Source organism: Bacillus cereus group sp. N31, assembly GCF_016483245.1.
GTDB classification, from domain to species: domain Bacteria; phylum Bacillota; class Bacilli; order Bacillales; family Bacillaceae_G; genus Bacillus_A; species Bacillus_A toyonensis.
The window spans coordinates 603,380-615,152 of the sequence record NZ_JAEHCH010000001.1 but is presented as its reverse complement, the minus strand read 5'-3'; the positions used below and the strand labels follow the sequence as shown (position 1 = coordinate 615,152).

The following is an 11,773-nucleotide window of genomic DNA, read 5'->3' as shown; positions in this document are numbered from 1 at the left end:
TCATGAATGTATATTTTGTTCAAGCCCTTTACACTTTTCGCAAAAACTTGCTGTTTGCTCATTTCCGCAAATTGTAAACTCAAGAAATTTGCTCTTTAACTCTTGAACCATCATCGTCCCAATTCCCATATGACGATGAGACGGGTTCACACTCAAATGCTGAATTTCTAATACTTGATTCTCTTTTTTTACAATCCCCATTATTCCAACAAAATCTTCATTTTGCTTCCACAAATACAATTGCCAATCCTCTTTCGCTTCATACTCTTTCATTGTCAATTGTAATGTTTTCACATCTTTTTCAGTTGGCATAAACGAAAGAAGCCCCATTGCAATTTTTTCATAACTTTTTTTAAAACGAATTAACATAACCCTTATCCCTTCTTACAAAAGTTACAAACTATGAATCCCCTCAATCACTCTTTTCATATCACATTCATTTTACAATATTTTCAACAGAGTGAGAAGAGCCTAAAACAACTTGATAATCATACAAAGCGAAAAGAAGAAAGTCAAATATATGTTTCAGTACTATTTCTTTCTAAGTAGATTTAAAAAAAAGACAATGCTATATGATAGTTAAAAGTAACATCCGCTACTCATTACCGCTTCATTATTAGTCACCATAGAGCAACTTAATTCTAGCAAAATTAATATAATAAAAAATGTTTATTGAAACATATAATCTAGTGTATTCTATGTAATTTGTTAAAAGTTTGTTCTCATAAGTCATATATTTTAGCAACAATTACAGTACAGTTTGTATCATGTACTGTAAAGAAAATACTCATTCCTATTTAAAAAATAAAAAAGAGAGCAAAAGCTCCCTTTTTCCATAACTTACTCTTCCCAAACTTTAACTTCTTTCATTACATCGCCTTGACGCATGTTTAATACTGTTTCAATACCGCTTGTCGCTTTACCAAATACAGTATGTACGCCATCTAAATGCGGTTGTGGCTCATGAACAACAAAGAATTGGCTACCACCTGTGTTACGGCCAGCATGTGCCATAGAAAGTGATCCTACAAGGTGTCTATGAGGATTTCCATCAGTCTCACATGGGATAGAGTAACCTGGGCCACCTGCACCTGTTCCTGTTGGGTCTCCACCTTGGCTTACGAAGCCAGGAATAACGCGGTGGAATGTCACACCATCATAAAATCCTTGCTCTGCTAATTTTTTAAAGTTTTCTACTGTTTTCGGTGCTTCTTCTGGGAAAAATTCCAATTCGATTTTTTCACCATTTTCCATTAATATGTATCCTAAAGTTTTCATATGTATATGTCTCCTTTCAAGTATCTCAGCACTATATTACCACATTCATGACTAGAAACAAAAAAGAATCCGACAATCTACATACTTCTTTTTCAAAATGTGGACAAAGCTAGGTGACAAATAAGAAATATATACTATAATAACTGTGTTGCCCGAAAATTTTAGAAAGAGAAAGGGAGCGATTTTTCGTGAAAACGAAATTACTAGCTCTGCTATTAGCTGTAACGGTATTTATGATGCCAACAGCTTCATTTGCAGACATCATTGAGGGAGAATCAATTGTTACACTAGGAGAAAACTTATCTGAACAACAAAAACAAGATCTGTTAAAAGAAATGAAAGCACCGAAAGATGCTACAATTATTACTGTGTCTAATGCGGAAGAACATAAATTTCTAGAAGGAATTGTTCCAAAAGCACAAATTGGTACGCGAGCAATTTCCTCTTCTATGATTACATACACAAAGCCAGGATCTGGTCTCATTGTACGTTCAAAAAACATTAATTCAATAACAGATGCAATGTACACAAACGCACTTATTACAGCAGGTGTGAAAGATGCAGAGATTCAAATTACTGCACCATTTAAAGTTTCAGGAACTGCTGCTTTAACAGGTTTAATGAAGGCCTATGAAACAACATCGAACAAAGCAATTCCTGAGGAAGTAAAAAAAGTAGCCAATGAAGAAATGGTGCAAACGGCCCAGCTCGGTGATAAAATTGGTGAAGAAAAAGCAGTTCAACTTGTTGCAAAAATTAAAGAAGAGATTGCAAAAGAGCAGCCAAAAACAACGGAAGATTTACGTTCATTAATTAAAAAAATTGCTGATCAACTCGGCATTACATTAACGGATGAACAGTTGGATAACTTAGTAGCGTTATTTGATAAAATGAAAAATCTTAATATCGATTGGAATCAAGTTGGCAGTCAGTTAAATAAAGCAAAAGAACACGTTTCTGCCTTTTTAGGGTCTGAAGAAGGGCAAAGTTTCCTAGATAAAGTTAAAGATTTCTTCTCAAGTATCATTGATTTTGTTAAATCTTTATTCAAGTAAAAAGAAGCTCGTCAGTGACGAGCTTCTTTTTTATACAAGTAACGGTAATTTCATAACAGCTTCTTCAACCGAACGAACAACATGATTTGCTTTCTCCTTCACATATGGATGAGCATGATGAAGAGTAAATGAATGCGGGGTTACTTCAAACATTGAAATGTCATTAAAAGAATCTCCAATGCAGGCAACTTCATTTGCTTCAATTTTTAAATGTTCCATTAGTCGCCTTAAAGCACTCCCCTTACTTACACCCCTTGGCATAATATCAACATAACGTTTACCTGATATAAAAACTTCCGCTTCACTGTGAAACGTATTTCGTAACTCTTGATCTAATGCTACAATTTTCTCTTCTTCTCCAAATACAAATAATTTCGCTGGATGTACAGTCTTACCAAATTCTTCTTCTAACGCTTCTATTTCAGCAATATGTACCCCCATATACTCTTCAAAAGTATGATGATTTTCATTTTTTCTTTTTGTATATCGCTGCTCATTTGCACAAACAATATCTGCTAGTCCTTTGTTATGTATATATCGATATATTTCCTGGGCAACACTATCTTCAAAACTTGATTCATGAAATATTTTACCGTCCGGCAGTAACATTGTCGCCCCATTTAAACCTGTTGTGTAATACGGGAATGAAAACTTTTTTACGACTTCATCAATTCGGTGAGTAAAGCGGCCAGAGGCAAAACAAATATTTGTCCCTTTTTCAGCTAGCCAACAAAGTGCACGTTCATCTTCTTTTTGCATATCATTCACATTGTAAACGAGCGTGTCATCTAAATCACTTACAAATAATTTAATCATGTCCTCTTCCCCTTTCATACACAATATCTACTCTAAGTGTACACAAAAAATGTTTGGTTTTTGTTAAAAAAAATAAATTTTCAATAAAAAAATAAACGGGAGCATAATCCCGTTTATTTTTGTCTTCTTACATTTTGAGGTCGCACAATACTAGGACGCACTTTTAAACTAGACATAGTTGGTCGGAGTAAAATTTTCGTTAACGCGCCCCAATCAAATGGTAGAAACGGCCATAAATACGGTGTTTGTAAACTTTTTATAGACGTTAAAAATAAAATCAATATCGTCATTCCAATTACAAACCCTATCTCATGGAAGAGACCTGTTAAAATAATTACAAACAATTTCCCAACCTTATTTCCTAGTCCTAATTCATAGCTCGGTGTTGCATATGCCCCAATCATCGAAACAGCTACATATAAAATAACTTCTGGTACAAACAACCCTACATCAATGGCAATTTGACCAATTAATATAGCAGAAATTAACCCCGCCGCAGACGATAACGACGTCGGAGTGTGAATGGCAGCCATTCTTAAAAACTCAAGTCCGACCTCTGCCATTAACACTTGTAATAAAATTGGTAAATGCGTCATCTTAGTCGGTCCAATAAAAGCAAGATTCGGTGGCAAAAGAGTTGGATCAAATACAAATACTAACCAAAATGGTAATAAAAATAACGAGAAAATAACACCTAAAAAACGTACCCAACGTAAAAATGTGCCTACAGCTGGATTTTGTCTAAATTCTTCTGCATGCTGTAAATGGTGGAAATATGTTGTTGGAGTGATCATAGCACTTGGTGATGTATCAACAAGTACTAACACATGTCCTTCTAACAAATGGTTCGCTGCTACATCTGGCCTTTCTGTGTAGCGAATAAGCGGGAATGGATTATAACCTTGTTTGACTACAAATTCTTCCACCGTTTTATCCGCCATCGTAATCCCATCTACTTCAATATTATTTAATTCTTGTTTTATAATCTTCACTAAATCTGGATTTGCAACATCTTGTACATATGTAATACAAATATCGGTTTGTGATCTATCCCCTACTCGAACCATTTCATTTCGAAGACGTGGGTCGCGGATCCTTCTACGGATTAACGCTGTATTTACAACAATATTTTCAACAAAACCATCCCTTGCACCACGTACTACCTTTTCTGTATCTGGTTCTGTCGGTGTCCGCCCCGGATAACTACGAACATCAATTGCAAAAGCTTCCGTTTCACCTTCCACAAATATAACAATAAGCCCTGATAATACTTGGAGCATTACTTCATCCATCGTTTTTACTTTACTTACTTGTTGATGAATTAAACGATTCTCTAAAAGCTTTACTGTATCTTCTTCTACATCCCTTATTTCATTTGTATCCACCGCTTCTTCTAAAATAGGGATAATATAATTCGTATCACAAAGTCCATTTACAAATAACACACCAATTTCTTTGTTTAAAATTTGAAATTTACGAATACCAACATCATACGTGACACCCAATCCAACAGTTTGCTTTAAGTAATTTTCATTATCACTTAAAAAAGACGAAATCGGGATATTCACTTTTTTAGGCTTCGTCATAAAACCCACTCCTTTCCAAAATTAATTGAATTGCTTTTCTAGTAATAGGTGATCCTCGCTCCCATTCATCATTTCCACACATCTTGCCAATATCACCGACCCCCACAATGACTGGAACATTCAAATCATCTAAACAATAAATCGTATCCCCACTAATCCTGCCAATTTCACCATCTGGAAGTCCAAATTTATCAACACCGTATTCTGTTAAATTCCCATTCCGATCTACGCTTACATCTACACGCGCCCATTCCCAATGATGTGTATTAGATGCTACCGCTAAAATACCAAGTACATCAACTTGTTTATGTGTGGCTACATATTTTAAAGCCTTTTCACCAGATCCTTCTCCAATAAATCCACTGTCATCAAACATGACAAATACAGGGTCATATGGCGTTTGCATAATAAGCTCAACAACTTTCTTCCCTGTCAATTTGGTTGGATTACTTTGCGATGCTGAAATACACCTGCCCCCAAATTCCTTTGTTAACAGCTCAATTGTCCGCTTTGCATATTCATCTCCATCTGTTACCAAAACAACCCTTCGTCTCATTTGATTTATCCTTTCGGTTTACATATAAGTGCTACAAAAAATGAAAATAATATAGCTGCGGAAATGCCCGCAGACGTTAAACTAAACATGCCGATACCAATTCCTAAATACCCATGTTTTTCCGCCGCATGCATTGCTCCGTGTAATAGTGAATGTCCAAAACTTGTAATAGGGACTGTTGCTCCAGCACCTGCAAATTTTATAAGCTTATCATACAATCCGAATCCGTCTAAAATGGCTCCGACAACTACAAAACTTGCCATTAAATGGGCCGGTGTTAACTTTGCAAAATCTAACAATACTTGTCCAATTACACAAATCGCTCCTCCTACAAGAAATGCATATACAAAATCCACAATTCACTCTCCTTTAACTCTTTCAAACACAACACCATGCGCAATTGTTGGAATCGTTTCCTTTTGTTGCATCATCATTGGGCTCAATAAAGCCCCCGTTGCAACGACAAAAATGCGTTGTAAATTCCCTTTTTGCATTTCACGTAATAAGTGGCCGTATGTGACAACAGCGGAACAAGCACAACCACTGCCACCTGCAAACACTTCTTCTTGATTTGAATCATAAATCATTAATCCACAATCATTGTATATATGCCCAAGGTCATAACCTTCCTCAAGTAAAAGTTGTTTCGCAATTGGTGTCCCAACAGCCGATAAATCACCAGTAACAATCAAATCATAATCAGCTGCGCTTCTTCCTAAATCTTCAAAATGCTGTTGGATTGTATGAGCAGCAGCTGGTGCCATTGCCGATCCCATATCTAAAGGGTTCATAATTCCTAAATCTTGCACTTTTCCAATCGTAGCTGCCGTAATTTTAATTGCACTTTTTTCTTTGCTAATTAATATGGACCCTGCACCTGTAACAGTTGAATTTGCGGTTTCTGGCTTTTGTCCCCCATACTCTGTTGGATAACGAAATTGCCTTTCAGCCGTTGCATTATGACTACTCACCGTAGCTAAGACACGATTCGCAAATCCACCGTCTATAAATGCTGATCCAACTGCTAAAGTTTCCATTGACGTCGCACAAGCGCTAAACATTCCTAAAAAAGGAATCCCCCACTGACGCGCAACATAATTCGCTGTCACTGTTTGATTTAATAAATCGCCCGCTAAAAAGAAATCAATTTGTGATGTTTTTATATTCCCTTTTTGCACTGCTTGTTGCATTGAGTCTGACATTAATTTTCGTTCAGCAAGTTCCCAGTTTTCTTCTCCACAATGCAAGTCATTATATGAAATATCAAAACATTTTCCAAGAGGGCCTTCAGCTTCTTTCGGACCGACAGCAGTACCCGTTGCATTTACGTAAATATCATTTTGAAATACCCACGTTTGTTTTCCTGTCAACCTCATACTCGCCCCTCCTTTAAGACATAAAAATTTTAAAAGTATATCTTATTAATCCGATAATATATGCTCCAACAACGCCAAACACGATAACACTTCCTGCAAGCTTAAACATGTTTGTAGCAATCCCTAGAACAATCCCCTCACTCTTATGTTCTAGCGCAGCGCTCGCCATAGAATTTGCAAATCCTGTAACTGGTACTGCCGATCCTGCTCCAGCAAATTGACCGATTTTATCATATACACCACATCCTGTTAAAATCGCCGACAATAAAACAAGAGTTGCAACTGTCGGATTTCCTGCCTCTTGTTCACTAAAGTGAAAATAATGTATATAAAATTTCATCAATATTTCTCCGACTGTACAAATGAGCCCACCTACAAGAAATGCCTTCACACAATTTAGCAAATAGTTTGGCTTTGGGTGGTACTCCTTCACTTTATTTATGTAATCATCTTTCAGTTTTCGGTTTGTCATTTATATATTGCCTCCTACTTTACGAAATAAATCCAGTGAAACAATGAGCCTATTACTTTGCCAAGTACAAGAGCAACGAGTAAAACAACAATTTTCCCCTCTACCCCGACTCGTTTCGCTAAAATAGGTAAAACATTTAATACTTCCGTTAATGCCGCAGCAAGCATTCCAATGAATGTACCACAAAATAAACCTAATATTACAAGCCAATATTGCGATGTTTGAAATGTAATGTTTTTCAAACTACACCAAGCCCCAGTTAAAGTTCCCGCAATGACAGCCCACTCAAAATATTGAATATGCTTTCCACTTCTCGTTAATTGAGCTAAACGAGGGATTATACCAAGTACAGCTAAAAAGGCAACATATCCGCTACCTACTGCAATCCCGCCAGCTAAACCAATTAATATAACAAACCCACATTCAATCATCGGCAAGCTGTTTCGTGTTATCCTTGTTTTCATTAACAATTACATATTGATCAAGCGACTGTTGATATTGAAACATCTCAACTTCTAACGGACTCGGCTCTTCATTAATTCGCTTTTGAAATACATGATTAAAAAATAAAACCATACCTAATCCAAGTCCTACTGAATAGGGAACTTGAAATAATAGTGGTTGCTCCTTAAATTCTCCAGTAATCATGTAATATAACCGCTGGTGTACTTGTTGCATACTTACATCCTCATGGAAATAAATGATCGCAAGGGCCGCCCCAATGAACAACAACAACCATACAAGCCCAAAGAAAATTGGGGGCACTTTCTTTTTTTCATATATAATTTCAACAAGAGTTTGTCCAGAACCTAGTAAATTAATTTGTACATGAGATGCTTTTTGTTGAATAATTTCAATTACTTTCATAACATCAATTACAACATGCGTCTTATCATGTGCTGTTACGTTGTAAACTATTTCATTTTGTAAAGACTCAACTACAAAAGAATCTCCTGCAAGTTGAGCGACATCACTCAGCTTTATTTCATACGCAGGAGAAATTTTTAAACGATTGCGCATTTTAATATAAATCGTTCCTTCCAATTTTCATTCACCCCTTCACTCTTCCTCGTAGTTGTAGTATGGTTATTGAATTTTTTTCTAATACAATTTTTTCATAAAAAAACATCTGTACCGTTTCGGTACAGATGTTTTTAGCTTATGCCTTTTTCTTAAATAAATTTGCGATACTTAATGCAAGTCCTCCCCAAATGACTACGATACCAATAACCATCATCATAATCGCTGATCCACTCATCATGAAACACCTCGATCTTTCCATTCTTTTTCAAGCTGGGCAGAATCTGAATGTATTTGTGCATTCCATTTTTTCAAACCAATAACTAGTGCGACTAGAAGGAATGCTGCCGCTATCGACCAACCATATGTTACAACAAATTCCGTCGGATAATCTCCGTAGTTCTTTTTAATATTTTGGATTACACCATCAATTAACATATACCCTAACATGAGTGGAGTAATAACGAGTAAACTAACTCTCCAAAACGTTCCTAATTTTATATCAGATACAAAGTTAGCATGATTTTGGTAAATAGGTAGACGGCGCAAGATAAGACCTATCGTAACCACTTCAGCTAGTGCAATTGTAATTAATCCAAAATTATTAGCGAAATAATCAACAACATCTAGAAACATAAGCCCACCACGTGTTGCAAAAACAAGAGAAACTAACACGAGAAGTGTTCCCATAATTCCAATCGTCTTTTGACGACTCAAACTAAATTTTTCAGATACAGCCGCAAAGCATACTTCCGCAAGTGAAATGAGTGATGTAATTCCAGCAACAGTTAACGATAAGAAAAATAATACTCCAAATAACGGTGACATCGGTAATTCATTAATAATTTGTGGGAATACTACAAATGCAAGCCCTACGCCAGCACTCGCAACTTTATCAACTGGTACCCCCATGTTATTTGCCATAAATCCAAGAGCAGCAAAAACTCCAATTCCGGCTAATAATTCAAATCCTGAATTTGCAAACCCTGTAATAAAAGCATTATTTGTTGTATCTGAGTTTTTCGGTAAATAACTAGAATACGTAATCATAATTCCGAATGCTAGAGATAAACTAAAGAAAATTTGTCCATAAGCAGCAAGCCATACTTTCCCATCAAAAATACGACTCCAGTCTGGTTTAAAGAATGCATCTAACCCTTGCATCGCACCTTCCATCGTCACTGCACGAACAACGATAATTAAAAACATAACAACTAATAAAGGAATAAAAATGCGGTTAACAACTTCGATTCCTTTTTTAACGCCTTTGAATGCAACGCCAAGCACAATAATCCAAACGAGAGCTAACGGAATTAATACTTCTGGCACAAGCCCCCCAAATTGCCCTGGTTTATCTGCAACATGTAAATATTCTTTAAATAAAAATGATTGCGTGTCTTTCCCCCACGCTCCAGTAATTGCAAAATACGTATACGAAATAGACCAAGCGATAATTACTGCATAATATGTTGAAACGATAAACGTTACACACATTTGCCACCATCCAATAAATTCAGCACGTGGATGAATACGGAAGAATGTAAGTGGTGCAGAACCACGATGACGATGCCCAAGAGCGAATTCGAATGCTAGCAATGAAATACCAGTCGTTAATAATGCAAATAAGTACGGTAAAAAGAATGCACCTCCTCCATTTTCATACGCTGTATAAGGAAAACGCCATATGTTTCCTAATCCAACGGCTGAGCCGACCGCTGCGAAAATAAATCCAGCCCTCGTTCCCCATTGTTGCCTCGTTTCCATGTTTCCTTCCCCCTTTATGACAAGTTCATACTTGGATTATATTTTAAATTAACTAAATTATCAATAAATTCTGTTAATTTTTGCGAAAATTAACAACTCCCTCCTATTAAAGTCATAAAAAAATCGAATAGACAGTTATTCATCTATTCGATCTTTCATCTGTTTTAATATTTTCTTTTCAAGTCTTGAAACTTGTACTTGCGAAATACCTATGCGCTCTGCTACTTCTGATTGGGTTTGATCTTTATAATAGCGCAAATATACAATAAGACGTTCTCGTTCATCTAATTCTCTAATTGCTTCTTTTAAAGCTATTTTATCAAACCATTTCGTTTCAGATTGATCTGCAATTTGATCTAAAATAGTAATAGGGTCTCCATCATTTTCATACACGGTTTCATGTATCGATGAAGGAGGACGACTCGCTTCTTGCGCCAGAACAACTTCTTCAGGCGTTAGTTCTAGCGCCTCTGCTACTTCATTAATCGTTGGAGCCCTTCCGAATTCTTTCGAAAGCTCGTCTCTCATCTTTCGAATTTTGTTGCCTGTTTCTTTTAAAGATCTACTTACTTTCACTGATCCATCGTCACGTAAAAATCGTTGAATTTCTCCAATAATCATTGGAACTGCATATGTTGAAAATTTCACGTCGAAAGATAAATCAAATTTATCTACCGATTTTAAGAGCCCAATACATCCAATTTGAAATAGATCGTCTGGTTCGTATCCTCGATTCAAAAAACGCTGTACAACCGACCATACTAGACGCATATTACTTTGAACAATCGTATCTCTTGCTTGTTGATCTCCACCTTGACTTTTTTGAATTAACGCTTTTAGCTCGTGGTCCTTTAACTGAGGTTTCTTCTTCTCATTTTTGACCTCTATGTCCATAGGCTATTCTCCTTAATTGCATAGAGCGTTACTATTTGATAAGTATTTTGTCAAATGGATTGTTGTCCCGAAAGATTCGTTTGAAATAACTTCTACTTCATCCATAAAATTTTCCATGATAGTAAATCCCATTCCGGAACGCTCTAATTCAGGTTTAGTTGTAAAAAGGGGTTGTCTTGCCTCATCTAAATTAAAAATGCCAATCCCTTCATCTCGAATCGTGAGTTTCACCATTGCCTCTTCCAAAATTACAGAAATATAAACAGTACCTTCTGCATTTCCTTCGTATCCATGAATAATTGCATTTGTAACCGCTTCTGACACAACAGTTTTAATCTCCGTTAGCTCATCCATCGTTGGATCTAGTTGCGCAATGAATGCTGCCACTGTAACGCGAGCGAATGATTCATTTTGACTTAATGCTGAAAATTGAAGGTTCATTTCATTTCTCATTTATGCCACCCCCAACGTCGCGAGCGCGTGCGCTTCACTTTCTTCTAAGCGAACAATTTTGAATAAGCCCGACATTTCAAATAAACGCTTAACAGGCGGTGAAATTGCACAAACAACCATTTCTCCACCTAATCCCTTTACATGCTTATATCGGCCTAATATCACACCTAAACCAGAACTATCCATAAATGATAAGTTCTCTAGGCTCAAAACAATGTGATGAACACCATGTGTCTCAATCATATCTGTCACTTTCGTTCGCAACTCTTCAGCAGTATGATGATCTAATTCACCCGCTAGTCTCACACATAGGACGTCACGTTTTACTTCTAATTGCATGGAAAGACTCACACGATTTCCTCCTTATGCTCAAACTTTACTCATTTACATACATAAAGATTTTCGTGATACAACATAAGAATCCTTCCTACTGACAAAAGAAGAACTATTTCGCCATAAAGTGCAACCATTCAACAATTATTTACTTACATACGAATAGAAAA

General features: G+C 36.4%; 16 protein-coding genes. 1 reads left to right on the top strand and 15 read right to left on the bottom strand.

Annotated features, from left to right (window positions below):
- Positions 1–369, bottom strand: coding sequence for a GNAT family N-acetyltransferase RibT (gene ribT, locus JDS81_RS03345; protein ID WP_000908405.1), 369 nt, complete (start codon positions 367–369; stop codon positions 1–3).
- 471 nt (positions 370–840) lie between these two features.
- Positions 841–1,278: a peptidylprolyl isomerase gene (locus JDS81_RS03340; RefSeq protein ID WP_000853789.1), complete on the bottom strand. Its 438-nt coding sequence runs from the start codon at positions 1,276–1,278 to the stop codon at positions 841–843.
- Between the two features lie 188 nt (positions 1,279–1,466).
- Between JDS81_RS03340 and JDS81_RS03335 the strand changes: the two genes are divergently transcribed.
- On the top strand, positions 1,467–2,333 hold the full coding sequence (locus JDS81_RS03335) for a DUF1002 domain-containing protein (protein ID WP_000850510.1): 867 nt from the start codon (positions 1,467–1,469) through the stop codon (positions 2,331–2,333).
- Between the two features lie 30 nt (positions 2,334–2,363).
- Here the strand turns inward: JDS81_RS03335 and JDS81_RS03330 are convergent, their stop codons facing one another.
- The 13 genes from JDS81_RS03330 to spoIIAA all read right to left on the bottom strand — a co-directional run bounded on the left by JDS81_RS03330 (position 2,364) and on the right by spoIIAA (position 11,621).
- The gene (locus JDS81_RS03330; protein WP_002059967.1) at positions 2,364–3,167 is read right to left on the bottom strand and encodes a Cof-type HAD-IIB family hydrolase; all 804 of its coding nucleotides are present in this window, start codon (positions 3,165–3,167) and stop codon (positions 2,364–2,366) included.
- A 95-nt stretch (positions 3,168–3,262) separates the two neighbouring features.
- Positions 3,263–4,735, bottom strand: a complete 1,473-nt coding sequence (gene spoVAF, locus JDS81_RS03325) for a spore germination protein SpoVAF (RefSeq protein ID WP_000165603.1) — start codon at positions 4,733–4,735, stop codon at positions 3,263–3,265.
- Positions 4,722–5,291, bottom strand: a complete 570-nt coding sequence (spoVAEA, locus tag JDS81_RS03320) for a stage V sporulation protein SpoVABEA (protein ID WP_001254419.1) — start codon at positions 5,289–5,291, stop codon at positions 4,722–4,724. Before spoVAEA ends, spoVAF begins: the two co-directional genes overlap by 14 nt.
- Before the next feature lie 5 nt (positions 5,292–5,296).
- Positions 5,297–5,647, bottom strand: a complete 351-nt coding sequence (gene spoVAE / locus JDS81_RS03315; RefSeq protein WP_000348322.1) for a stage V sporulation protein AE — start codon at positions 5,645–5,647, stop codon at positions 5,297–5,299.
- 3 nt (positions 5,648–5,650) lie between these two features.
- A complete protein-coding gene (gene spoVAD / locus JDS81_RS03310) occupies positions 5,651–6,667 on the bottom strand; it encodes a stage V sporulation protein AD (RefSeq protein ID WP_001241136.1) in 1,017 nt (338 codons plus the stop codon).
- A 13-nt stretch (positions 6,668–6,680) separates the two neighbouring features.
- A complete protein-coding gene (gene spoVAC, locus JDS81_RS03305) occupies positions 6,681–7,139 on the bottom strand; it encodes a stage V sporulation protein AC (protein ID WP_000184907.1) in 459 nt (152 codons plus the stop codon).
- A gap of 14 nt (positions 7,140–7,153) precedes the next feature.
- Positions 7,154–7,570 (bottom strand): stage V sporulation protein SpoVAB, encoded by a 417-nt coding sequence (gene spoVAB, locus JDS81_RS03300; RefSeq protein ID WP_000568664.1) that lies wholly within the window; start codon positions 7,568–7,570, stop codon positions 7,154–7,156.
- Positions 7,563–8,183: a stage V sporulation protein AA gene (locus JDS81_RS03295; protein ID WP_000399262.1), complete on the bottom strand. Its 621-nt coding sequence runs from the start codon at positions 8,181–8,183 to the stop codon at positions 7,563–7,565. Before JDS81_RS03295 ends, spoVAB begins: the two co-directional genes overlap by 8 nt.
- Before the next feature lie 115 nt (positions 8,184–8,298).
- Complete coding sequence (locus tag JDS81_RS03290) at positions 8,299–8,397, bottom strand: methionine/alanine import family NSS transporter small subunit (RefSeq protein ID WP_000016826.1); 99 nt, start codon at positions 8,395–8,397, stop codon at positions 8,299–8,301.
- Positions 8,397–9,923, bottom strand: coding sequence for a sodium-dependent transporter (locus JDS81_RS03285; protein WP_000450075.1), 1,527 nt, complete (start codon positions 9,921–9,923; stop codon positions 8,397–8,399). Before JDS81_RS03285 ends, JDS81_RS03290 begins: the two co-directional genes overlap by 1 nt.
- A 135-nt stretch (positions 9,924–10,058) precedes the next feature.
- Positions 10,059–10,817, bottom strand: a complete 759-nt coding sequence (gene sigF, locus JDS81_RS03280; protein ID WP_000350732.1) for an RNA polymerase sporulation sigma factor SigF — start codon at positions 10,815–10,817, stop codon at positions 10,059–10,061.
- Positions 10,818–10,829: 12 nt separating this feature from the next.
- Positions 10,830–11,270, bottom strand: coding sequence for an anti-sigma F factor (gene spoIIAB, locus JDS81_RS03275; RefSeq protein WP_001243394.1), 441 nt, complete (start codon positions 11,268–11,270; stop codon positions 10,830–10,832).
- Entirely contained in the window at positions 11,271–11,621 is a 351-nt protein-coding gene (spoIIAA, locus tag JDS81_RS03270) for an anti-sigma F factor antagonist (RefSeq protein ID WP_000059133.1), read from the bottom strand. It abuts the gene before it with no gap.
- Between the last annotated feature and the right edge of the window lie 152 nt (positions 11,622–11,773).